Source organism: Leucobacter chromiireducens subsp. solipictus (assembly GCF_016758195.1).
GTDB lineage: Bacteria > Actinomycetota > Actinomycetes > Actinomycetales > Microbacteriaceae > Leucobacter > Leucobacter solipictus.
Genome location: NZ_QYAC01000005.1, coordinates 318254 through 341310, shown reverse-complemented (window position 1 = coordinate 341310; position 23057 = coordinate 318254). Strand labels below are relative to the sequence as shown.

18 protein-coding genes are annotated in these 23057 nt (G+C 68.4%); 5 read left to right on the top strand and 13 right to left on the bottom strand.

The features are described 5' to 3' along the window. The 5 genes from ilvA to D3230_RS11130 all read right to left on the bottom strand — a co-directional run bounded on the left by ilvA (nucleotide 1) and on the right by D3230_RS11130 (nucleotide 5718). Entirely contained in the window at nucleotides 1-1245 is a 1245-nt protein-coding gene (gene ilvA / locus D3230_RS11150; protein ID WP_202345104.1) for a threonine ammonia-lyase, read from the bottom strand. Next, nucleotides 1242-2441: an AI-2E family transporter gene (locus D3230_RS11145; protein WP_202345103.1), complete on the bottom strand. Its 1200-nt coding sequence runs from the start codon at nucleotides 2439-2441 to the stop codon at nucleotides 1242-1244. Before D3230_RS11145 ends, ilvA begins: the two co-directional genes overlap by 4 nt. A gap of 95 nt (nucleotides 2442-2536) precedes the next feature. Continuing rightward, nucleotides 2537-3940, bottom strand: coding sequence for an aldehyde dehydrogenase family protein (locus D3230_RS11140; protein ID WP_202345102.1), 1404 nt, complete (start codon nucleotides 3938-3940; stop codon nucleotides 2537-2539). 117 nt (nucleotides 3941-4057) lie between these two features. Then, nucleotides 4058-4339, bottom strand: a complete 282-nt coding sequence (locus D3230_RS11135) for a hypothetical protein (protein ID WP_420029033.1) — start codon at nucleotides 4337-4339, stop codon at nucleotides 4058-4060. An 8-nt stretch (nucleotides 4340-4347) separates the two neighbouring features. After that, on the bottom strand, nucleotides 4348-5718 hold the full coding sequence (locus D3230_RS11130) for an inorganic phosphate transporter (RefSeq protein WP_202345100.1): 1371 nt from the start codon (nucleotides 5716-5718) through the stop codon (nucleotides 4348-4350). 339 nt (nucleotides 5719-6057) lie between these two features. Between D3230_RS11130 and D3230_RS11125 the strand changes: the two genes are divergently transcribed. After that, entirely contained in the window at nucleotides 6058-6282 is a 225-nt protein-coding gene (locus D3230_RS11125; protein ID WP_202345175.1) for a mycoredoxin, read from the top strand. Between the two features lie 27 nt (nucleotides 6283-6309). Here the strand turns inward: D3230_RS11125 and D3230_RS11120 are convergent, their stop codons facing one another. The 5 genes from D3230_RS11120 to manA all read right to left on the bottom strand — a co-directional run bounded on the left by D3230_RS11120 (nucleotide 6310) and on the right by manA (nucleotide 12636). Continuing rightward, nucleotides 6310-7362 (bottom strand): 6-phosphofructokinase, encoded by a 1053-nt coding sequence (locus tag D3230_RS11120; protein WP_202345099.1) that lies wholly within the window; start codon nucleotides 7360-7362, stop codon nucleotides 6310-6312. Between the two features lie 169 nt (nucleotides 7363-7531). Continuing rightward, the gene (locus D3230_RS11115) at nucleotides 7532-9694 is read right to left on the bottom strand and encodes a DEAD/DEAH box helicase (RefSeq protein WP_202345098.1); all 2163 of its coding nucleotides are present in this window, start codon (nucleotides 9692-9694) and stop codon (nucleotides 7532-7534) included. Between the two features lie 187 nt (nucleotides 9695-9881). Further along, nucleotides 9882-10826, bottom strand: coding sequence for a bifunctional riboflavin kinase/FAD synthetase (locus D3230_RS11110; protein ID WP_202345097.1), 945 nt, complete (start codon nucleotides 10824-10826; stop codon nucleotides 9882-9884). Beyond that, the gene (locus D3230_RS11105) at nucleotides 10826-11284 is read right to left on the bottom strand and encodes a hypothetical protein (RefSeq protein ID WP_202345174.1); all 459 of its coding nucleotides are present in this window, start codon (nucleotides 11282-11284) and stop codon (nucleotides 10826-10828) included. The genes D3230_RS11110 and D3230_RS11105 overlap by 1 nt, the downstream gene beginning before the upstream one ends. Before the next feature lie 86 nt (nucleotides 11285-11370). After that, nucleotides 11371-12636: a mannose-6-phosphate isomerase, class I gene (gene manA / locus D3230_RS11100; protein WP_202345096.1), complete on the bottom strand. Its 1266-nt coding sequence runs from the start codon at nucleotides 12634-12636 to the stop codon at nucleotides 11371-11373. Between the two features lie 125 nt (nucleotides 12637-12761). Between manA and D3230_RS11095 the strand changes: the two genes are divergently transcribed. The 3 genes from D3230_RS11095 (at nucleotide 12762) to D3230_RS11085 (ending at nucleotide 16498) form a co-directional block, all read left to right on the top strand. After that, nucleotides 12762-14126 (top strand): O-antigen ligase family protein, encoded by a 1365-nt coding sequence (locus tag D3230_RS11095; RefSeq protein WP_337249160.1) that lies wholly within the window; start codon nucleotides 12762-12764, stop codon nucleotides 14124-14126. A 5-nt stretch (nucleotides 14127-14131) separates the two neighbouring features. Then, the gene (locus tag D3230_RS11090; RefSeq protein WP_202345173.1) at nucleotides 14132-14491 is read left to right on the top strand and encodes a hypothetical protein; all 360 of its coding nucleotides are present in this window, start codon (nucleotides 14132-14134) and stop codon (nucleotides 14489-14491) included. Between the two features lie 102 nt (nucleotides 14492-14593). Then, nucleotides 14594-16498 (top strand): glycosyltransferase, encoded by a 1905-nt coding sequence (locus tag D3230_RS11085; RefSeq protein WP_202345094.1) that lies wholly within the window; start codon nucleotides 14594-14596, stop codon nucleotides 16496-16498. A gap of 67 nt (nucleotides 16499-16565) precedes the next feature. Here the strand turns inward: D3230_RS11085 and D3230_RS11080 are convergent, their stop codons facing one another. Together D3230_RS11080 and D3230_RS11075 are read right to left on the bottom strand one after the other, a co-directional pair. Then, a complete protein-coding gene (locus tag D3230_RS11080) occupies nucleotides 16566-18167 on the bottom strand; it encodes an amidohydrolase (RefSeq protein ID WP_202345093.1) in 1602 nt (533 codons plus the stop codon). A gap of 4 nt (nucleotides 18168-18171) precedes the next feature. Then, nucleotides 18172-19515, bottom strand: coding sequence for an MFS transporter (locus tag D3230_RS11075; protein ID WP_237467360.1), 1344 nt, complete (start codon nucleotides 19513-19515; stop codon nucleotides 18172-18174). Between the two features lie 108 nt (nucleotides 19516-19623). On the opposite strand from D3230_RS11075, the gene D3230_RS11070 reads away from it, so the two are divergent. Further along, nucleotides 19624-20511, top strand: a complete 888-nt coding sequence (locus tag D3230_RS11070; RefSeq protein WP_202345092.1) for a LysR family transcriptional regulator — start codon at nucleotides 19624-19626, stop codon at nucleotides 20509-20511. Nucleotides 20512-20594: 83 nt separating this feature from the next. Here the strand turns inward: D3230_RS11070 and D3230_RS16440 are convergent, their stop codons facing one another. Then, nucleotides 20595-23033 (bottom strand): S-layer homology domain-containing protein, encoded by a 2439-nt coding sequence (locus tag D3230_RS16440; protein WP_202345091.1) that lies wholly within the window; start codon nucleotides 23031-23033, stop codon nucleotides 20595-20597. Between the last annotated feature and the right edge of the window lie 24 nt (nucleotides 23034-23057).

The following is a 23057-nucleotide window of genomic DNA, read 5'->3' as shown; positions in this document are numbered from 1 at the left end:
CTAGTAGCGCTCCCCGACCCGGACCGAGTAGCCGGCGTCGCGGAGCGCCTGCGCGACCGCCTCGCCGTGCTCGATGCCGCGCGTCTCGACGTGCAACTCCAGCTCCACCTCACTGACGGGCAGCTCCGTCGCGTGACGCGTGTGGATGACCTCGATCACGTTCGCGTTCTGCTCGGCCACAATCGTCGCCGTGCGGACCAGCTGGCCGGGCACATCCGGGAGCAGGATCCGCAGCTTCGTGTACCGCGCTGCGGCGGCGAGACCGTGGCCGATCACGCGCTGCAGCAGCAGCGGGTCGATGTTGCCGCCCGAGAGGATCGTGGCGGTCGGGCCCGTCACCTTCAGCTGCCCGGTGAGCATCGCGGCGACCCCCGCGGCCCCGGCCGGCTCCACGACCAGTTTCGCGCGCTCCAAGAGCATCACAATGGCGCGCGCGATGTCGTCGTCGCTGACCGTGACGACCTCGTCCACATAGTCCTGCACGAGGTCGAAGTTCAGCACCCCGGGTCGCGCGACCGCGATGCCGTCGGCGATCGTCGACTTTGTCTGGATCGTGACGGGCTCACCGGCAGCGAGCGAGGAGGGATAGGGGGCGGCGTTCTCGGCCTGCACGCCGATCACGCGGATCTCGCGGCCCTGCGCCGCCGCCCACTGCTTCGCTGCCGACGCGACGCCGGCGATCAGCCCGCCGCCGCCGATCGGCACGATGAGGTTCTCGATGTCCGGCGCGATGTCGAGCATCTCCAGCGCGATCGTGCCCTGCCCCTCGATGACCGCGGCGTCGTCAAACGGCGGGATGAACAGCGCGCCGGTCTCCTGCACGAAGGCCTGCGCCGCGCGGTTCGTCTCGTCGAAGGTGTCCCCGACCAGCTGCACGTTCGCCCCGTAGTTGCGGGTCGCCTGCAGCTTCGGCAGGGCGACGCCCAGCGGCATGAAGATCGTCGCGGCGATGCCGAGCTCGCGCGCCGCGAAGGCCACACCCTGCGCGTGGTTCCCGGCGGAGGCCGCCACCACGCCGCGTGCGCGCTCCTCGGGGGACAGCTGCGAGAGCCGGTTGTAGGCACCGCGGAGCTTGTAGGCGCCGGTGCGCTGCAGGTTCTCGCACTTCAGATACACCCGCGGCACGTCGAGAATCTCGGCGAGAAAACGGGAAGACTCCAGCGGCGTCCGCCGCGTGACCCGGTGGACAATCTCGAGCGCACGTCCGAACTCTTCGAGGGTGGGAGCGGTCGTGGTGTGAGTCATGAGAGTCCTTTCTTGCGGGTCAGTTTGGCGACGTTTCGGGCGCGATGCTTCGCCTCGTTCGTGGTCCGATTCCGCCGGTGATACTCGGCGACCGGATCGGTCCCCGCCTGCCACTGGCGCTTCACGAGCGTGTTCACGATCGAGTTTGCGGCCGCGGCGAGCGGCACGGCGAAGAGCGCGCCGGGGATGCCCGCGAGCAGCGCACCCGTGGACACGGCAAGCACGACGCCGAGGGGATGGACCTTCACGGCGTTCCCCATGACGAGCGGCTGCAGCACGTGGCCCTCGATCTGGTTCACGAGGATCACGACGCCGAGCATCAGGAGTGCGTTGATGGGACCGTTGTACACGAGCGCGATAAATGCGGCGAGCAGGCCCGTGGTGATCGCGCCGAGGAACGGGATGAAGGATCCGAGGAAGACGAGCACGGCGATGGGGATCGGAAGCGGCACCCCGAGCAGAGCCGCACCGGCGCCGATGCCGACGGCGTCGACGAAGGCGACGAAGATCTGGACCCGCACGTACTGCCCCACGGACACCCAGCCGGCATGCCCGGCGGCGTCGAACGGCGCGTGCGCGCGTGCCGGGAGGAAGCCCAGCACCCAGAACCAGATCCGCTTGCCGTCGATGAGCATGAAGATCAACGAGAAGATCGTGAGGAGCAACCCCGTCACAAATTGCCCGGCGGAGGTCGCGACGCCGAGCGCGCCGTTCCAGATCGCGCCCTGATTCTCCTCGACGGCTTTCATCAGCTGCGACACGAAGCCCGCGATCTGGTCCGCGCTGATCCCGAGCTTGTTGTCCTCGATCCAGTGCAGCACCTCCCACCAGACCTCTTCCGAGCGGGTGGAGAGATCCTGCAGGCCGTTCTTGAGCTGGCTCACGATCAGGCTGATCAGGATCCAGACGGCCCCCACGAACATCACGAGCGCGCTGAGCACCCCCATCCAGCGTGGGGCGCCGCGACGCACAAACCACTCCACGACGGGCGCGAGCAGCGCGGTGAGCAGGATCGCTACGAGGAGCGGGATCACAATGATCCGCACCTGCACGATGAGCCAGAGGAAGCCCGCGAGCGCGAGGCCGATAATGATCAGCCGCCAGGACCAGGCTGCCGCGACGCGGAAGCCGAGTGGTAGCTCACTGGCTGCGCTGCCGCCCTCGGGTGCCCCGCTCGGGGTTACTTGCTCGTCCACGGCACAATCCTAGCGAGGCGCACATGCGCGAGCCGTGAACCCGGCGGTGCCGGATCCTCGTGGGCCCGACGATCGCCGCGCGAACGGGCCGCGCATCAGAGCAACCGGCGCAGCCCGCCGCGCGCCAGGGCGGCCTTGTGTCGGGTGAAGGGCGGCATGATCGTCGCGGCGAGCGTTTCCGGCAGGAGCGGCTTCGAGAGGACGGCCTTCTCGTGGCTGAAGGTCAGGAAGGAGCGCTCCCCGTGGTACGCGCCGGTGCCGCTCTCCCCGACCCCGCCGAAGGGGAGTTCGTGCGCCACGAGGTGCAGCACCGGGATGCCGAAGTTCAATGCCCCCGAGCTGGTTTCCGCCTCCCAGCGGTCGCGCACCTCCCGATTCGCGCTGAACACGTACGCGGCCAGCGGCTTGTCGCGCGCGGTCACGAAGGCGAGTGCGGCGTCGAGATCCGGGACCTCCACGAGCGGCAGGATCGGCCCGAAGATCTCGTCCTGCATCACCCCGCTCTCCGGCGAGACCTTGCCCAATACGGTGGGTGCGATCCAGCGCGCCGCGGCGTCGTGCGCTCCGCCGGCGAGCAGTTCCCCGTCCCCGAGGTAGCCGACGAGACGCGCGAACTGCGCGTCGGTCACGATGCGGCCGTAGTCCGGGTTCGCGGCGCTCGCAGAGCCGTAGAGTTCATGGATCGCGTCGCGCAACGCCGGCGCGAGCCGGGCCAGCACGGCGGGGCTGGCCAGCACGTAGTCGGGGGCCACGCAGGTCTGCCCGGCGTTCATGAATTTCCCCCAGACGATCCGGCGCGCGGTTTCTGCGATTGGCACCGAATCGTCGACGTACACGGGCGACTTTCCGCCGAGTTCGAGGGTGATGGGGGTCAGATGCTCGGCGGCGGCGCGCGCCACGATCCGGCCGACGCGGCCGTTCCCGGTGTAGAAGATGTGGTCGAAGCGCTCTGCGAGGAGCGCGGTGGTCTCCGGGACGGCGCCCGTCACGACCGCGACCGCCCGCCGGTCGAGTGCGTCCGGCAGCAGTCGGGCGATCAGCTCGGCGGTGGCCGGCGCGAGCTCGCTCGGCTTCACCACCACGGCGTTCCCCGCGGCCAGCGCCCCGATCACTGGCGACAGGGCGAGCATGAGCGGGTAGTTCCACGGGGCGATCACAAGCACGACCCCGAGCGGCTCCGGGACGATGCGCGCGCTCGCGGGCTGCACCGCGAGCGGCACGCCCACCCGGCGCGGCCGCATCCAGCGTCCGAGCCGCGCGAGCGCGTGATCGAGCTCGGCGATGAGGAATCCGATCTCGGTGAGCTGCGCCTCAACGCCAGACTTCCCGAGGTCTGCGTGCAGGGCCGCTTCGAACTCCGGACCGCGCTCGAGCAGCAGCGTCCGCAGCCGTTCCAGCTGATCCCGCCGCCAGCCCTCCGACCGCGTCACCCCGCGCCCAAAGGTGTGCCGCAGTCCGGCGACGATCCCGGGAATCCGTTCCACTGAGGTGTGCTCCATGCGGCCCACCTTACTCCCGCAAGCGGAGTGCCGGATCAGGGAAAAGCGTCCGGGAAACGCCGCGAGCCCGGGCACGCACCCAGAGGTGCGGGCCCGGGCCCGGAACGCGGCCGCGGCTTACCAGAAGTGCAGCGCGGGAATGATGAGGAAGATCCCGACCAACACCGCCAACCCGGAGAGACCGAAGCAGGCGCGCGCCGCCCAGGTCGCCCAGACCGGCCGCTCGAGGTCGACGTCGTCGTCCTCGTCGTCGCGGGAGGGGCCGTTCGGTTCGAAGGTGCCGTCGGCGCGCGGCGCGGGCGGCGGGGGCGTCGCAAGGAAGCGGATTCCCAGCGAGTAGAGCGCAACCACGAACACCGCGGACACGAGTGCTGCGGCAAACACAATGAGGAATGACATCCAGTCGATCATCGGGCGTCTCCCGTCTTCGGTGCCTCGCTGGGCGTCGTGTCCTTCGACTTGGCCGCAGCGCGCTCCACCGTGTCCGCTTCGTTCTCCGCGCGCTCGGCCGCGCGGGCCGCCTTCTCCGCTTCGCGGGCCGCGACGTCATCACGCACCGCGGACTGCGCCACGGGTGTGAGCTGCGGCATCGTGCCGGTCTTGGTGCGGACAGGCTTGACCTTGCCCTTGCGGATCCGCACGGCGTAGCCGGACTCGGCCACGTCGGGAACGGGGATCGCGTTCGAGTGGTCCACCTTGTTCCGACGCGAGCGCCAGAAGATGAAGAGGATGAACCCGAGCCCGAGCACCGCGTCGATGATGATACCGACCATGCCCATATGCGCGATCAGTGCGGCGATCGCGCCGACCGCGCCGGCGGCGGGCAGCGTGAAGAGCCAGCCCGAGGCGATGCGGCCGACCGTGCGCCAGCGGACCGTGGACCCCTTCCGGCCGAGCCCCGAGCCAATGACCGAGCCGGAGGCGACCTGCGTCGTCGAGAGCGCAAAGCCGAGGTGGCTCGACGCGAGGATCGTGGCTGCCGTGCTCGCCTCGGCGGCGAAGCCCTGCGCCGGCTTGACCTGCGTAAGGCCCGCCCCGAGGGTGCGGATGATGCGCCAGCCGCCGGAGTAGGTGCCGATCGCGATCGCCAGCGCACAGCTGATGATCACCCAGAGGTGGGGGCCCGTGTCCGGGTCCTGCATGTTCGCCGCGACGAGGGTGAGGGTGATCACGCCCATCGTCTTCTGCGCGTCGTTCGTGCCGTGGGCCAGCGCGATCAGCGAGGAGGAAGCGATCTGCGCATAGCGGAAGCGGCCACGGCCGTCCTTCTTGCCGTCGTTGCGCTTCGTGATCGCGTAGGCCACCTTCGTGGCGGTGAACGCCACGAGGCCGGCGGTCAGGGGGGCGGCGAGCGCGGGAATGATGATCTTGGAGAGGAACACCCCGCCGTTGATCGCCGAGAACCCGGCCCCCACGATCGCGGCGCCGATGAGGCCACCGAACAGGGCGTGCGAGGAACTGGACGGCAGGCCGTAGAGCCAGGTCAGCAGGTTCCACACGATCGCCCCGATGAGGCCCGCGAAGATCATCGCGGGACTGATCAGCACGCCGCCGTCGCCCTCGTTGATCAGGCCGCCGGAAATGGTCTTGGCAACCTCGGTCGACAAGAACGCGCCGACCAGGTTGAGGATCGCGGCGAGCAGCACCGCGGTCTTCGGCTTCAGGGCACCCGTGGCGATGGGCGTGGCCATCGCGTTCGCAGTGTCGTGAAATCCGTTGGTGAAGTCAAAGAAAAGGGCCAGTACGATGACCAGCAGCACGACGAGTGTGAGTTCCACCGGCGTCTTTCGTTCGGGAGCAGGGGCCGTGGATCACTCGCAGTGTCACCAGAACTTCACCGAACGTTCAGCTGGGAGGAGTTGACACGCGAGCGCCACACTCATGGTTCCACCTTGCCGGGGTCAGGTCAAGCTCAGGCAGCCCCGTTTACCTCCCGTTCACCCGAAGACTTTTCGCCGGGGAATGACCCGGCGTGTCCGGCCGTTCCACTGGGGTGGACGCCCCCAGCCCCCGCGCCCGCGGCGGCGTTAGACTGACGTCCAGATCACACCACTGAAGGAGCATCCGTGAGCACTGCGCAGCTGACCGATTTCGTGCCCGAGACCGGCACCATCACCATGTTCTCCACCGAGTGGTGCGGGTACTGCAAGCGCCTCAAGCTGATGCTCGACAAGACCGGCATCGGCTACACCGAGATCGACATCGAGAACACCCCGGGGACACCGGAGCTCGTCATGGCGGCAAACGGCGGGAACCAGACCGTCCCCACCGTCGTATTCCCCGACGGCAGCACCGCGACGAACCCGTCGCTGAACGACGTCAAGGAGAAGCTCGGCCTGTAGCCGAACGCATCGCCCCGTGCGGGCGCGCTAGCCGAAGTTGCGACGCGCCTCGGCATAGCGCGCGGCCGGGACGGTTTTGAGTCGGCCGACGGCCTCGACGAACGGCACCAGCTCGATCCGGTCCCCCCGTAGCCCGGCCATCATGCCCCACTGGCCGCGCGCGACCGCGTCCGCGGCGGCGATCCCGGTGCGCGTCGCAAGCACCCGGTCGAACGCGGTCGGCGGGCCACCACGCTGCACGTGCCCGAGCACCGTGGCCCGCGTCTCCACGCCCGCGTGTTCCTCGATGAGCGGCGCCAGCACCTCGGCCACGCCGCCCAGCCGCGGCCGCCCGAAGCCGTCGTGTCCCTCGCGCGTGACCTGCGTTCCCACGGCCCCGGCCTCGCTCCCCGCGAGCCGGAAGCCCTCGGCGACCACCACCAACGAGGAGCGTCCGCGGTCGCGCACGCTGAGCACCCACTCCGAGATCTGTTCGATCGTCTCGGGGAACTCGGGCACGAGCGTGAGCTGTGCGCCGCCCGCCATGCCGGCGTGGAGCGCGATCCACCCCGCGTCGCGGCCCATCACCTCGAGCACCATGCAGCGCCGATGCGACTCCCCCGTGGTGCGGAGCCGGTCGATGGCCTCGGCCGCGATCGAGACGGCGGTGTCAAACCCGAAGGTATAGTCGGTGCCGTCAAGATCGTTGTCGATGGTTTTCGGAAGCCCGATCACCGGCATCCCGGCATCGGAGAGCATGCGGGCCACCGTCTGCGTGCCGTTGCCGCCGATGAGCAGCAGCCCGTCGAGTCCGAGCGCGCGGAAGCGCTCGGCCACCGAGCGCAGCGCCTCCGGGGTGCCCCGGCCCCCCGGGAACGGTGGCACGCGACTCGTGCCCAGAATCACTCCGCCGCGCGGGGAAAGCCCGCGCACCGCGAGGCGATCGAGCGGGAGGTATTCTCCGTCGTGAAACCCTCGCCAGCCGTCCATGAAGCCGAGCATCTCGAAGCCGTGCACGTCGACACCGCGGAGCACGGCACCGCGAATCGCCGCGTTCATCCCCGGGCTGTCGCCCCCTGAACAGAGCACACCAATGCGCATGACTCCCCTTCGTCGCCGGGCGCCGCGCCGGTCACTCCGGCGGGACTCGTCCCATGCTAGCGGTGGCGAGAAGTGCGCGAACAGTGGCGTTCCTGCCATTTGCGTGCCGAAAACGGCCAGCGGCCCCCGCTCCCGGGTGGGAGCGGGGGCCGCGGTGCGCGATGCGCGACTAGGCTGCGCCGAGCGCGCGCTGCAGGACACCCATGAGCGCGAGCAGCTGCACCGAATCTTCGTTCTCGTCCTTCGCCTCGGCCCCGTCGAGTGCGCGGGCGGCGAGGCCGGCCTTGCCGTCGATGAGCTCGGCGATCTTGGCGTCGATCGTCTGCGCGGCGACGATGCGCCACGCGGTCACCGGCTCGTCCTGGCCGATGCGGTGCACCCGGTCGATCGCCTGCGTCTGCTCGGCGTCGGTCCAGCTGAGCTCCGCGAGCACCACGTTCGACGAGGCCTGCAGGTTGACGCCCACGCCGGCGGCGGTCAGCGAGCACACCGCGACCGACACCTCGGGATCCTTGTTGAACGCGTCGATCTGTTCCTGCCGGAAGGTTGCGCTCTGATCGCCGCGGATCGACACGGTCTTCAGACCGGCCTCCGCCAGCTGCGCCTCGACACGATCCATGACGTCGATGTGCTTCGCGAAGAACACCACCTTGCCCACCGACCGCGCGAGCTGCGCCGTGTAGTCCGCGGCAAGTGCGGCCTTCGCCTGGCCAATCTGCCGCACCATCGTGAAGACGTTGAGCCCGTCCGCCGAGGCGTGGGATTCTTCGAGCTCCTGCGCGCACACCATGCGAATGATCGCTTCGTCGCTGAGCTTCTCGCCCAGCTTGCCCTTCTTGACGACCATGAAGCGGTCCACGAGCTTGCGCGCCAGCTTCGCCTCGGCGTCCCGGATGCCGCGACCGAATTCGTCGTCCAGCTCCACGGGAAGGTCCACCACACGCTTGGCGGGCAGATCCGCCGCGACGTCGATCTTGCGGCGGCGCACGATCCCCATCTCGACGACGCTCTGCCGCGCCTCCGGGTAGAAGGCGGCGTCCGCGGGCGTCCAGCCGTTGTTCTCCAGCTTGGCCATCAGCTCCGGGCCGGGCTTCTCCGCGTCCGTCCAGCCCAGGAAGCGCCAGATCGCGCGGAAGTCGTCGATGTCGTTGATGAGCGGCGTACCGGTCAGGGCGATGAGCAGCGGGGAGGTCCCCGGAGTCCGCTCGCGGATGCTCTCGGCGATCGCGAGCACGTTTCGCGAACGCTGGGACTGCACGTTCTTGATCATGTGCGCCTCGTCGACGACCATGCCCTTGAACCCGAAGCGTGAGATCCAGCTCAGGTGGCGATCGAGGATCTCGTAGTTCACCACGAAGACGTCGGCGAACGCGTCGATGTCGCGGCCATCGCCGTGGATGACGGTGACGCGGCGCTGCGGCGTCCACCGTTCCACCTCGCGCGCCCAGTTCATCTTCACGACGTTCGGGACCACCACGAGCAGCGGGTAGGCGTCGGCCACCGAGGCGGCGATGACGGACTGCGCCGTCTTCCCGAGGCCCGGCTCGTCGGCAAGCAGGAAGCTGCGGTGACCGTCGCGGACGCTTGCGAGGAAGCGCGCCTGGTGATCCATCAGCTCGCGCCCGGCGGGGGCGAGACGATCCGGCACCGGGGGCTCGGGCAGTGGCATGCACGCCGATCCGGCACCGCCCTGTTCGAACGCCTTGAGCAGCGGTCCGAGGAGCTCCCAGTTCGCGAGGCGCACCACCGGGGTGGGCTGCTGCGGCGGCGTCAGGTTCGGCGCGAGGAAGGGGTTCGACAGCATCCGGGCATCGATGCCCGTCGGCTCGACCTGGCGCTCGGCGAGCTCCGGCGGCACGTACGCCTTCACCGGCTCGGGCGCGGCCTTCTCCTCCTCGGGCAGCTCGAAGCCCGCCTGCGTGAGCATCTTGCGCTTCAGCTGGCGCGTGGCCTCGCTGATCGTGGCGGTCGGCTCGAGCAGCGTGATGAGGCTCGTGTCGCGGGCCGCGGTCTTCGCGAGGATCGCGGCGACGCCGTCGAGGCGCTTCAGGGTCTCCGCACGCTCCGCATCACTGACCGTCTCGTCGGTCTTGATCCGAGCGCGCTCCTCGCGCATCAGCAGCGCGATGACGTGGAACTTGGTGCGGTTCGCCGGGGTCGCCTTGCCCCGCTGCGCGGAGGCTTCGACCTCGCGCACGGCGCGCGCCAGCAGCGGGATGATGCCCTCGTTGTGAGTGTGCTTGCGACGGCCATTCGACCGCGAGGACGCATTCGAGTTGCGCGAAGAAGTGTTCTTCCCAGCGGACTGACGCGTGGCAGTGTTGGATGCCAATGGATCTCCTGATCAGCGTGGACGGTCTCGGAACGCGTACCGAGCGGGGCCGGACACCAGTGAACGAGCCTGACCTCATGCGCGGCATGGGGCTCGCAGAACACTCGCGGATACGACCGTGCTCCACATGGTACCACCCGGAACCGGGTGCCCGGGATCCCCGGGCGGGTCGGGCGGGTCGCGGTCGCTACCGTTCGAGCAGGCGGCGGGTCTCCGCGACGTCGGCGTGCATCTGCACGAGCAGCTCGTCGAGCGAGTCGAACCGGACCGTGCCGCGCAGCCGGTGCGCGAACCGGACCTCGATCGGCTGCCCGTAGAGGTCGCCCGCGAAGTCGAGCACAAACGCTTCCACGCGCGACTGCTCGTCCGGGGTGAACGTCGGGTTGTTGCCCACGGAGATCGCCGCGACGCGCGGCTCGCGTTCCCCGCCGAGCAGCACCCAGCCCGCATACACCCCGTCCGCCGGGACGAGCCCCTCAACGATGCCGCCCAGATTCGCGGTGGGGAAACCGAGCTCGCGACCGCGGGCGTCGCCGTGCACCACCTCGCCGCGCACCGCGGGCGGGCGGCCCAGCATGCGCGACGCGGTCTCCACATCCCCCGCCAGCACCGCATCGCGGGTGCGGGAGGACGACATCGACCCCACCTCCGGGTCCTCGACCCAGGCCACGGACTCGGCCGTGAAGCCGTGGTGCGCTCCGAGCTCGTGCAACAGCGCACCGTCGCCCGCACCGCGATGCCCGAAGCGGAAGTCCGCCCCCATGATCACGTGGCGGGCGTGGAGCTGGGACACGAGCACCTCGGTGACGAACTCGGGTGCCGGAATCGCCGCGAACTCCGCGTCGAACTCGACCATGACACACACATCAACCCCGGCGGCCTCGAAGGCTTCGAGGCGCTGTGCGCGGCTCATCAGGGGCTGCGGGCAGCGCTCCGGGTTCAGGAAGCTCAGCGGGTTGTTCGCGAAGGTGAACACCACCGCGAGCTGACCGTCGGCGCGCGCGTCCGCGACCAGGCGGCGCAGGATCGACTGATGGCCGAGGTGCAGACCGTCGAACTTCCCGATGGCGACACAGCTTCCCGCTGCGAACTCGGCGGGGACGATCTCGGCGAGGGACGCAACGAGCCGCATCAGGCTGCGGCCTCCGCGGTGCCCACCGCACCGCTCGCGCGAGCCGTGCGCCGCAACCAGACCAGGCCGAGCACGGGCAGCACGAGCGGAATGAACCCGTATCCGATCCCGAAGGTCGACCAGACGGAGGGGTGCGCGAACAGTTCCGGGGAGACCAGGCTCAGGGTGCCGACGATCAGCACGCCGCTGAGCTCGAAGGCGAGCGCCACCCACGCGACCGCACGCCACAGTCGCCCCGTGGACGTGTGCGCGCCCTTGATCCCCATGATCAACGCCACGGTCGCCACGATGTACACGACCCCGGCCACGGCCGACAGGGAGTACGCGAGCGGAGCTTCGTCGAACTTCTTCATGATCTGGAAGACCGAGCGGAAGGTCGCCGCGATCGCGAGCACGACATAGACCGCGATCAGCACGCGTCCCAGCCCGCTCAGCCGTTCGCTGCGGGACTGTGGCACGCTGCCGGGGACGGATGCTGCTGGATTCGACACGGCCCCAAGTGTACTCTCCCTCGGCGGGTTCGCGCCTGCCGCTCGCCCGGCCCCTATCCGACGGTCGCGAGGAATACTTCGCCCGAGCCCGTGAGCCGGATCGGGTCACCCGCGGAGACGTACAGCGACTGGCCCCGACGCGCGGTGGCGACCTCGGCGAACTCGGTCGCGAGCCGCTCGACGCGCACCCGGCCCGCGGTGACCACGAGCACGATCGGGTGTGCGGCCGCCACCTCGATCTCCGCGGCGGCACCGTGATCCGGCACCCCGAGGCCCGCGTCGCGGTCGTCCGGGTCGCAGACGCGCGCGCGGAGCAGCTGGAAATCCGGGACCCCGGGCTGCCAGGCGACCAGCCCTGCGGCGAGCGCCCGCTCCGGGAATCGCGGCTCGGCGATCTCCCCGGCGTCGAGGACCCGGCACAGTTCGTCGACGTCGACGTGTTTCTCCGTGAGACCGGCGCGCAGCACGTTGTCCGACGCGGCCATCACCTCGACCGCGATCCCGCCAAGGTAGGCGTGCAGTTGACGGGCGGGGAGGAACAGCGCCTCACCCGGGGCGAGCCGCACGTGGTGGAGCAGGAGGGAGACGAGCGCCCCCGGATCCCCGGGGTGGGTCTCGAGGATGCGCTGCAGAGCGGCGATCCGGTCCTGGTCGGCGTCGGTAGCCTCGGCACGGGTCGCGACGGCTGCCGGCAGCGCCGCCAGCGCGGCGACCACCTCGGCATCGCCGCGGAACGCCCAGGCGATGAAGTCGCGCCGGGCGGCCTCCGCGTCTCGCTCCCCGAGCCGCGCCGCGGCAGCCTCGAGCGCGCCGGCACCCGCCGTCGCCCCGCGCTCCCGCGCACACGTCGCGAGCGCGCGCAGATCCCGCCGCGCCGAATCCAGCGAGCGAAACCCGCTCAGCGCGGTGACGTCGCTGAGCGCGACGAGGAGCTCGGGCTTGTGGTGTGCGTCGCCGTAGTTGCGCTCCCGGGCCTCACGCGGGATCCCGGCGGCCTCCTCGGCCGCGAAACCTGCCGCGGCCTGCGCCGCGTCGGGGTGCACCTGAAGCGAGAGCGGCGCACCGATCGCGAGCACCTTCAGGAGGAACGGCAACGGACCGCCGTCGACGCCGTAGCGCTCGGGGTCTCCCTGCACGAGGTCGATCAGCGTGTGTTCGACGGGCGTCGCCTTCGCCACATGGGCCGGGCTTCCCGGGTGGGTCCCCAACCAGAGCTCGGCCTGCGGTTCCCCCGTGGGCGAGGTGCCCAGCATCTCAGCGAGTGCGTTCGTCGAGCCCCACGCGTACGCGCGCGGCGTGTTCTCGATAAAAACCAGCACGTCACTCCTCGGGAGACTGGGGCTCAGGCTTCCGGTGACGCCCCAGCGACACCGGGGCATACGGGGTCCCGTGCACGCCATGCTCTACCATACCGACTATGGCGGAAAGCAGGACCAGACTGGGCGTGAGCGCATACGCGATCTGCGTCTTCATCCTCACGCTCGGCAGCAACGGCGTCCGGAACCTCGTGGGCTGGTGGGGGTTCCTCGGTATCGCTGCGGTCCTCACCGTGGTCGGGGTCGTGATCTTTCTCCGCGAAAAGCCTGAACGCTTCCGCTGGTATCGTCTCCCCGCCCCCCTGTACTGGTTCCTCGCGCTCGCGCTCGCCTCGATCGCCTGGTCCCAATACCGCTTCGAAAGCGTGCTCGGCGTCACCGCGCAGCTCGCGACCACCCTGCTCGCGGTGGTCCTCGCGTTCGTCCTGACCTGGCACGAGGTGCTGCGCACCCTGGGCACCGCGCTGCGCTGGATCATTGGCGTGTCCTTCGCGTTCGAGCTCTGGGTCTCGCTGTTCGTGCACGAACCCCTGTTCCAGAACTTCATCGAGCGCCCCGCGGAGGGCGAAAAGGTGTCGAAGCTCCTCTACTGGAGCCGCGATCTCCTGTTCGCGGGAGGTCCGATTCAGGGCATCGTGGCGAGCTCCGTACTGTTCGGCTTCATTGGCCTGCTCGCCCTGATCGTGTTCGGGATCCAGCTGCGCGCTGGCCTCGTCAGCCCGTTCGCCGGCTGGTTCTGGGTCGTCGCCGCGACCGCCGTGATCCTGCTCACCCGCGGGGCGACCGTGTGGGTCGCGCTCCTCGCCGTGCTCGTGGTGCTCGCGCTCGCCCTGTGGGCGCGCCGCCTCGGCCCCGAGGGTCGCGTACCCCTGTACGTGGTCGCGACCGCCCTGATTGCGATCGCGATCGGCCTCGTGCTCTTCGCCCGCGAATTCGTCTTTGGGCTGCTCGGCAAGAGCGGCGACATGACCGGGCGCCTGGAGACCTGGCAGGCCGTGATTGATCTCGCCGAACAGCGGCCGTGGTTCGGCTGGGGCTGGGTGAGCTATTGGGCCCCGTGGGCGGAACCCTTCGCCTCGCTCGATGTCAAGGCCGGCATCCCGGTGATGAGTGCCCACAACGCTTGGCTGGACGTGTGGTTCCAGCTCGGCATCGTCGGCGTGCTCGTGTTCGCGCCGCTCGTACTCCTCGCAACCTGGCGGGTCTGGTTCCGCGCGGTCGATGCCCCGCGTCGCGGCTTCGGCCCGCCGCTGCCCTACGCGACGAGTGCGCTGTGGCCGCTCCTCGTCATCGTGGCGCTCATCGTGCAGTCACTCACCGAAAGCCGCCTCCTCATCGAGGGCAACTGGGTGCTGCTCGTGCTGATCGCGGTGAAATCCCGCTTCGACTACCAGCTCCCCTCCCTCGACGCGGAGCCGACGCGGGTGCCGTGGCGTCGCGTCCCGATCCCGGTCCACACGAAAACCGGCGTCATTCAGACGGTTCCCCGGTGACCGGCATGCTCCCCATCACCGCAGAACGGCTCGAACAGCTTCGCGGCTTCGCGCGGATCGAGCGCGACACGATCCTCGAGCGACGTGCGCGGGAGGGGGTCGATCCGGCGGTCGCCGTCGAGGAGATCCCCGACGTCGACGACTTCGTGGTCTCCGAGCTGCGCACCGAACTGCTCGAGGAGAGCGGACGCCTCGCGGAGTTTGGGCTGGCACGGCTCGCCGCGCGCGCCGGAGGCCCGGACGCGGATGAGCACCGCCGCAACGCGGACCGGGTCGAATTCGAGCTGCTGCGGGAGATCGCGGCGGCCAGCCCCGAGCTCACGGTCGCGGTCTGGCGCGCGGGTGAACACCTCTCCCCCGAGTAGCCACGACCGTGCTGGTGCCGGGCCAGGCCAGATCCACATCATCCGACGCTAGACTGAGCGCTGATCATGTGCCGTCCACCCGGAAAGAGAGGCGTGTCCTCGATGCCGACAACGCTCCAGTCGATCGTCTTCCCCCTCGATCAGGATCCCGATGTGCTGCCGCTGTACGCGGACGCCGAAACCTGGTCCAAGATCGGCGGCCGGCACGTCCGGCTGAGCGAAAACGCCCACATCGATAACGTGCTCTCCCGTTCGAGCAGCCGCGTGCGCTCCGGCCAGCGCGTCTCGTTCGCAAGCTACTTCAACGCGTTCCCGGCGGCCTACTGGCAGCGCTGGACCGTGGTGGACGCGGTGCGGCTGACGCTCCGCACGAGCGGCCCCGGCACCGTGATCGTGTACCGCTCGAACGCGGGCGGGGTGCAGCAGCGTGTGGACTCGCGGAAGGTCAGCGGCACCGTGGAGTCGGTGTTCGAGCTCCCCCTCACCTCGTTCAGCGACGGCGGCTGGTACTGGTTCGACCTGATCGCGAGCACCGAAGACCTCGTGCTCGAGGAGGGCAGCTGGAGCACCGACGCGACCCCCGTCGCCACCGGCAAGCTGAGCCTCGGCATGACCACCTACAACAAGCCGGATTACTGCGTGGCGACCCTCGCGAACATCGCGGAGAACCCCGCGCTGCTCGACGAAATCGACCGGATCTTCCTGGTGGATCAGGGCACGCAGAAGGTCCGCGATCAGGACGGCTACGACGCCGTCGCCGCACGCCTCGGCGAGAAACTGCAGATCATCGAGCAGGGCAACCTCGGCGGCTCCGGCGGCTTCTCGCGGTCGATGGCGGAAACGCTGGAACGCGAGGACAGCGACTTCCTGCTGCTGCTTGACGACGACGTGGAATTCGAGACCGAGAGCGCGCTGCGCGCACTCCAGTTCGGCCGGTTCAGCCGGGAACCGGTGATTGTCGGCGGCCACATGTTCGACCTCCTCGACAAGCCCGTGATTCACGCGTGGGCTGAGGTCGTGCGCCCGGATCCCTTCATGTGGGGCCCCTCGTTCGAAGAGCAGCACCGGCACGACTTCCGCAAGCGCAACCTGCGCCAGACCAAGTGGATGCACGCGCGTCTCGACTCGGACTACAACGGCTGGTGGATGTGCATGATCCCGAAGAAGATCATCGCCGAGATCGGGCTCTCGCTTCCCGTGTTCATCAAGTGGGACGACGCCGAGTACGGCCTTCGCGCCCGCAATGCCGGGTATCGCACCGTGTCCCTGCCGGGCGTCGCCCTGTGGCACGTGTCCTGGCTGGACAAGGACGATTCCCAGGACTGGCAGGCGTTTTTCCACACCCGCAACCGGATCATCGCCGGGCTGCTGCACTCGGATCGGCCGCGCAGCGGCAAGCTGATGCAGAACAGCAGCCGCCAGGACATCAAGAAGCTGCTCAACATGCAGTACTACGCGGTGCAGCTCGCGGTTGACGGCATGCGCTCCGTGCTGCGCGGCCCGAACGGACTCCACGACGACATTTCCCGGGACATGCCGGAAGCCCGCGCCCGCGCCAAGGACTTCCCCGAGACCCGGGTGTACCGTCCGGGCGACACGGATACCCCCGTCGCGGTCGGCGGGCGCGCCCTTCCGCTGCTCACAAAGCCGACGGACTACCCCACCGGCCTGGGACTCGGCCTGTTCACGGCACGGATGCTGCCCCGCCACTGGCGCCGCGACAGCGCCGAGGCCGATCAGCGCGCACCCGAGCTGGAGTACGCCAAGCGCGACGCGCTGTGGTGGCGGATCCCACACCACACGAGCGTGATCGTGGGTGCCGCCGACGGCAGCGGCAAGATGTGGTACCGGCACGATCGCGACAAGTTCCGGCGGCTGCTGCGCGAGGCCCAGGGTCTGCGCCGCCAGATCGAGAAGGACTGGGACCGGCTCGCCGCCGAGTACCGGGCCGCGCTGCCGCACATGACCTCCGTCGAGGAGTGGCGCAAGACCTTCGACGGCCGCTAGGCCCGCACGAACCGCACACGCCCTCGGGGATCCAGCGGATCCCCGAGGGCGTGTGTCGTGCGTGGCGCTATCCCACCGTGGCGTCCGCTGAGACCCGTACCCCACCCACATAGGTGCGTGAAACTCGGAGCGAGTGCAGTTCGTCCACCGGAACGTCCAGCGGGTTCCGATCCAGAACCACGAAGTCTGCGAGGTGCCCCGGGGTGATTCGACCCTTCAGGTGCGCCTCGCCCGTTGCCGCAGCCGAGCCGACCGTGTAGACCGACAACGCTTCCGCGACGGAAATCCGCTGGCTCGGCCCCACGGCCACCCCGTCATCACCCTTCCGCGTCACCATTGACTGCAGTGCGGCGAACGGCGAGAGCGGGCTTGCCGGGTGATCCGTCGACGCCGCGACCGTCACCCCCGCATCGAGGAGCGCTCGGTGAGCGAACATTCGCTCCGTGCGCTCACGCCCGTACCACTGTTCCAAACGGCTCCCGTAGAAATTCGCGTACCGGGCAAAGGGTGTGACGATCACGCCGAGTTCGGCAATCCTCGCGATGATCTCGGGGTCCACGATGGAGCAGTGTTCAATGCGGTGTCGCACCGCGGATGGATATGCGCGCTGCGCCTCTTCGTACGCGTCCAGGAGCCGCCGAATGGCGATATCGCCATTCGCGTGAATCGCGAGCCGATTGCCGTCACGGTGCACGGTGTGCACCAGATCCCGCAGCGCCCCCGGGGAGGAAAACTCCATGCCGTGATCATGGGTACCGCAGAAGGGTTCGGACACCAGGCAGGTACGGCCCCCGACCGCCCCATCCACGAAAGCCTTCACGCCGACCACCCGAAGCCACTCGTCGCCAAATCCCGTCCCAAGCCCCAGCGCGCGAAAGTCGTGGTACCGCTCGGCGGCGATGAGCGTCCCCACGCGGAGCCGCCGTTCCCCTCGCTGGTGCGCGGCGGTGTGCATGCCGAGCTGTTGCGGCCCGACGAACGCGTCACAGGTTGAGGTGATCCCCAGGGAGTTCCACTGTGTCAGCGTTTCATCGTACGCCTGTGCCAAGACGTCAGGAGTAGCCGCGGGGATGGGGCGCATCCGCTCCCCTGCTGTGGCGACATAGCGACCCAGCAACGCACGCTCATACACATGCCCGGTCAACCGCCCCGTGTCATCGCGACCGTAGCTCCCCCCGGCCGGATCGGGTTCGTCCTCGGCAATGTCGAGTGCGCGCAACGCCGCCGTGTTCATCACGGCCCAGTGAGCGGACACGTGGCGAATCAGTACAGGGCTGCCCGCACATGTCGCGTCAAGTTCATCTCGAGAAATCGGGCCAGTGAGGGAATCATCGTAGCCAGCGGCGATCACCCACCCGGAACCCCGTGCAGCGCGTGCCCTGACTGCACGCAACAGCGCGTCCCGATCAGGGGCGTTCGGGGGCGAGACATCGAGCTCGGTACGCCCCTGGACCGTGTCGGCAAAGTGGGCGTGGGCGTCGTTCAAACCGGGAATGACCGTGCCGTTCCCGAGATCCACCACCCGGGCCTGTGCGTACCGCTCTCGAAGCTCTGAGAGCTCCCCGGTCGCGAGGAACCGCCCGCCCGCAACCGCGAACGCAGTGTCTCGCGCTGGTCCCGGAGTGAGAACTGTTGACGCCCGATAGAGCGTGGGTTCGTCGTGCTGCATACTGCTACCTCTCGCTGGGTACGGCCGGATCTCCCGGCACGGGAATGGTGTTCGTGAGCGTGGCTTCGTGATGGGTGACATACCGAGCAAGCGCCACCACGGACACGAGGGTGACCGCGATGAGCATGCCGTGATAGGCCGCCACGCCCCAGACCGCCCCGTCGAACGCGGTGAGCAGAGACTGGGCCACCAGCGGTGTCGCTCCGCCCACGATGGTGGCCGAGGTCTGGTAGGCGATCGAGAGGCCCGAGTAGCGGACTCGCGGAGGGAAGGCGCTCGCGAGGAACCCCGCGAGCAGAGCGAAATAGGAGGCGGAGAAGATCGTCGACATCGCCAAGCCGAGGGTGATCAACGTGGGATCCCCCGTGGCGATCAACAGATACGTCGGGATCGTCAGGAGCAGGCTGGCCGAGAGCGACACGACCATGACGCGTGCCATGCCGATGCGATGGGCCACGACGGCCGCAAGGGGCTGTACGAGGAACTGGAGCACCGCAATGATGAGCAACACGTTCAGCATGACCGGACGCGAAACACCGAGCTCATTCGTGGTCCAGGCGAGCGCAAATGTGTTGTTGAAGTACGCGATGGCGATTCCGATCGCGCTCGCGCCAATACCAAGCACAATCGCCCAAGGAGCGGTTGTGAAGGCCTCGAGGATGGGGGCCTTCGAGACGAGTTCCGCCTCCTGCATCCGAGTAAACGCCGGCGTCTCCTCAAGAGTGAGCCGGATGACGAGTGCCACGACAACCAGCACGGCGGACACGAGGAACGGGATCCGCCATCCCCAGGCCAAGAACTGATCGTCCGGAAGCTTACTCACGGCGAGAAACACGAGCGTGGCCAGAATCGACCCGGCCGGAGATCCCTGTTGCACCCAGCTACCGGCGATTCCGCGCCGCTGTTTCGGCGCGTTCTCTGTTGCCATGGTGACCGCGCCACCCCATTCGCCCCCGAGGCCCAAGCCCTGGATCGCACGCAACACGACCAGCAGGATTGGGGCCCATATCCCGATCTGAGCGTAGCCAGGCAGGAGCCCGATCAGTGTGGTCGCGACGCCCATGATGAGGAGTGTGGCGACGAGCGTGCCTTTCCGTCCCAACCGGTCCCCCAGGTGCCCAAAGAGCAGGCCGCCGATCGGGCGCGCGATGAAGCCGACCCAGAAGGTTGCGAACGAAGCGAGCAGCCCCGCCGCGGGCGTTACCTCTGGGAAGAACACCGGGCCGAAGGCGAGCGCTGCGGCGGTGCCAAAGATGAAAAAGTCGTACCACTCGATGGCGGTTCCCACGAAGGTTGCGATCGCGGTGCGCATTTCGATGGATCGGGCAGTCGGCGTCGACTGGGGCATTGAGGTCTCCTCCGGGATACGCGCAACCTCGTCATTGCGCTGCAGCTATCCCAGCAGCACGCTCCACATGCGGTCAAATGATACTTTTTGAGTATTATTATGTGATTTATGCATAGTGACCTCGATCTCCGGCTGCTGCGGGCGTTCATTTGCGTGGTCGACGACGGCTCCGTCACCGCTGCTGCCGAACGGCTCCGGCTCAGCCAACCGGCGCTGTCACGCCAGGTGAAGGAACTCGAACGCAGGCTGCAGGTTCGCCTCTTTGATCGCTCCCCCACAAGCCTGCGTCTGACGGCAGCGGGGACGGCCTTCGTTCCCCTCGCCCGAGACCTCCTCGAGCGCGCTCACGGCCTTGCCACCGCGGCCCGAAACCTGGCCACCGGCGAAGCCCACCGCTTTCGTGTTGTCTGCCCCGAGGCGACAGTGCGTGGGGTCGTCGCACCGTTTGTCGCCAGTACCGGCGCGCCCATCTGGAGCACGACCATAAGCATCGCGTCTGACGCCTACGAGCGCCTCCTCCGGCGCGACGTCGACCTCGCGATCAATACGCTGCCCCCGCCCGCGACGCTCGCCTCCGAGCTCACGGACACCGCTCCGCTGTGGGTGTACTTCGCTGCGGGGCACCGGTTCGGCGAGCACTCGGTGATCACCGCGGAAGATCTCCGTGAGGAGCGACTGATCGTGCTCGCTCCGGGAACCGGCCTCCGACAGGTCATCGACGCAGAGCTGTGGCCGATCCGGGAGCAGCTCACGATCGTTGCCGAGCCGGAGTCCTCCGACCTCGCGATCGCGCTCGCCGCCTCCGGCCAAGGTGTGTGCATCGACCTCATGCCACCGGCGTACGCCATTGAACGACGACCCTTTGTCCGCCAGGACGGAAGCCGCGCGCGCATGCCGGTGTACGCGGCGTGGGAAGCAGACCACTTCGCAGCCGATGAGATCACGGCTCTCGTGGCATCCCTCACCCACTGGAACGAGACCAGGACCGACTACTAGCATCCACGTGTCGCCCACGTGCCGGGCATGAACCAGAGATGCCCCGAGGATCGAAAGATCCCCGGGGCGTCCCTGGTCGCACGCTAGTGCTTCAAGCGGTAGATGAAGGCCGCCATCGCTTCGCGCGTCACCTTCCCCTTGGGGCTGTAAATTCGCTTGCCGTTCTTGTTGATGCCGGTGGAGAGTCCCGAGGAGTACATCCAGGTGATCTCCTTGTAGAACTTCTGGCCGGGCTTCATATCTGCGAACGGCGACTTCTTGGCACCCGAGTATTTCGCTCCCTCGAGCCGGTAGATAAACGCGGCCATTGCTTCACGCGTCACACTGGCCTTCGGTGCGTAGGTTCGTCCGCCCGGAGTCTTAATTCCGGTGGAGAGCCCAGAGGTGTACACCCATGCGATCTCTTTGTAGAACTTGTGGTTCGTCGGGACATCCTTGAATGGCGACTTCTTCGGAGCCTTGTAGTTCTTTGGGGCCTCGAGGCGGTACAGGAACGCGGCCATCGCCTCACGCGTCACATTGCTCTTCGGGGCATACTTCCGCAACGAACCGCCGGCATTAATCCCTGTGGAGAGCTTCGCCGAGCTCATCCAGTTGATCTCCTTGCCGAACTTGTGCGCGTAGGGCACATCAATGAACGGCGTGAAGTCGATACGCACCTTCGCGGTGCTGCCGAGCGACACCACGGTCACGCGGGCGGTGCTGTTCCATGGCGTCGATTTCTTGCCCGCGCGCATGGTCTGGAAGCGGCCGTTGGTCGTGCCAACCGTGTCCCAGACGGGGATGACCGTGCTTTCCTTCCAACCGACCCCGTCCTTGGGCTTCGTGAACCCCTTGAGTACCCGGACGCCGCGGTTCTCGAAGGCGTTGCGGTAGCTCGACTCGTTGATCCAGGCCCCGCTCTGCGTGTAGTAGAAGCCGGAGTCCTGCCCGGTGCGGTTCCGGTACTCGACGTAGAAGTTGCCACCCGTGGGGCTCTCTACGCGGAGCCCCCGCAGGCCCGAGGAACTGCCGCCGGGTTGCAGCGTGAACGTCTGGGAACGGCCACCCGAGGCCTTCACCGTCTTGAGTGCCCCCGCGGGGACCACGCCCAGCTGGTGCTTCTGCGAGATCGGCAGGCCGATGGGCTTGGCACCGGCGGCCCAGGATCCCTGGCCCATCACGTTGAACACATCGCCGTATTCGTTGTCCCAACAGGGTGATGCGGCGTAGCCGTTCGTCGTCTTCGAGTCGGTCACGGTTCCCGAGCACACACGCGTGTCGCCGTGCCCCAGACCGAGGTTGTGTCCAATTTCGTGCGCCAACAGGCCCGTGGCACCCTTCACGCTCTTGTCGTAGGGACTGTTCTGGCGTGCGCCGATGTCCACCCAGACGAGACCGCCCGAGTGGATCTTCCCAAAGGTGCCCCACCCGGCAACATTCTTCGAGAGGCTCCCGCAGTTGTCGTCCACGACGACCACGAGGTGACGGCCCGACGTCAGGTACGAGTTCGGGTTCTTCCCAAATGCGCGGGCTCCGAGGGTCCAGAGCGTTTCCCGTGATCCTACGGAACACCGGAACGTCTTGGTGTTCCCGGCCGGGTTGATACGCTTCGGTCCGCTCGGATTCAAACTCGCGACGGCCCCATTCGTCTGGCTCTTCCAGTAGGCTCCGGCATCGGTGACGAGCTTGGACAGTCCCGCATCCGACCCGGACACGTACACCACATCGACGCCGTGGGACTTCGTGGCAGGTGCCGCTGCGGTCACCGCCGTGCCGGGCGCCGCGCTGCCCGAGACTCCCGCGAGCGGTCCGGTCTCGCCGTCCGCCGCGCTCGCGACGGTCAGCGCGTCCTCGACCGCGACCGGCCCGTTCTCGGCGATCTCGGTGGTGACGGCCGCCTGAGCGGTCGCGTCGAGCGTCAGGGCACCTTCAAAGCGGTCGCCCGTCTCAACGTCTGCTCCCACAAGCGCCGGATCGATGCTCACGAGCGGTCCGGCGTCCGTGGCCACGAGCACGCTGCCCGGAACCGCCTCGCCCGGCTGCTCCTCGTGGGCACCTTCGGCTACGGAAACCGGGAAGCCAAGGTGCGCCACCTCGTCCGAGACGACCGCGATCGTGCCGGACACTGACAGCGTGTCGGGTGCTTCGGTGAGCAACTCGGGATCCACGGCGGCCTCGTCGAGCAGATCGGACGCGTCCGCGGCGGATGCCGCCTCCGGGTCGACCTCCGAGGGGTCGTCCCCTTCGCTGGGCGCCTCAGGCTCGGCCACACCCGTGTCTGGCGACGCGGGCTCGGTCGGCGCTTCCGGCTCCGCGGGCTCGGTCCCGGGTTCCGCTCCGGGCTCGGTGACACCGCCGTCGGTCGCACTCGGGTCGGAGCTTCCGGGATCCGTGGTGGCCGGGTCGGTGCCCGGTTCTTGCACCGTGGTCTCGGGAGACGGAATGACGGGCGGCGGAGCGATCGCCACGGCGGGGCTTGCGCTGAGCGCAACGCCGATCGCCAGAGCCGCTCCGAGGAGGGGTTTCAGGGGTGAACGCACAGGGTTCCTTTCACCGGGGACGGG

What these genes read in the sequence shown, in the direction of transcription:
- ilvA (WP_202345104.1), bottom strand. Translation starts at nt 1,245, where the DNA reads ATGACTCACACCACGACCGCTCCCACCCTCGAAGAGTTCGGACGTGCG.
- D3230_RS11140 (WP_202345102.1), bottom strand. Translation starts at nt 3,940, where the DNA reads ATGGAGCACACCTCAGTGGAACGGATTCCCGGGATCGTCGCCGGACTG.
- D3230_RS11135 (WP_420029033.1), bottom strand. Translation starts at nt 4,339, where the DNA reads ATGTCATTCCTCATTGTGTTTGCCGCAGCACTCGTGTCCGCGGTGTTC.
- D3230_RS11125 (WP_202345175.1), top strand. Translation starts at nt 6,058, where the DNA reads ATGTTCTCCACCGAGTGGTGCGGGTACTGCAAGCGCCTCAAGCTGATG.
- D3230_RS11120 (WP_202345099.1), bottom strand. Translation starts at nt 7,362, where the DNA reads ATGCGCATTGGTGTGCTCTGTTCAGGGGGCGACAGCCCGGGGATGAAC.
- D3230_RS11110 (WP_202345097.1), bottom strand. Translation starts at nt 10,826, where the DNA reads ATGCGGCTCGTTGCGTCCCTCGCCGAGATCGTCCCCGCCGAGTTCGCA.
- D3230_RS11090 (WP_202345173.1), top strand. Translation starts at nt 14,132, where the DNA reads ATGCTCCCCATCACCGCAGAACGGCTCGAACAGCTTCGCGGCTTCGCG.
- D3230_RS11085 (WP_202345094.1), top strand. Translation starts at nt 14,594, where the DNA reads ATGCCGACAACGCTCCAGTCGATCGTCTTCCCCCTCGATCAGGATCCC.
- D3230_RS11080 (WP_202345093.1), bottom strand. Translation starts at nt 18,167, where the DNA reads ATGCAGCACGACGAACCCACGCTCTATCGGGCGTCAACAGTTCTCACT.
- D3230_RS11075 (WP_237467360.1), bottom strand. Translation starts at nt 19,515, where the DNA reads ATGCCCCAGTCGACGCCGACTGCCCGATCCATCGAAATGCGCACCGCG.
- D3230_RS11070 (WP_202345092.1), top strand. Translation starts at nt 19,624, where the DNA reads ATGCATAGTGACCTCGATCTCCGGCTGCTGCGGGCGTTCATTTGCGTG.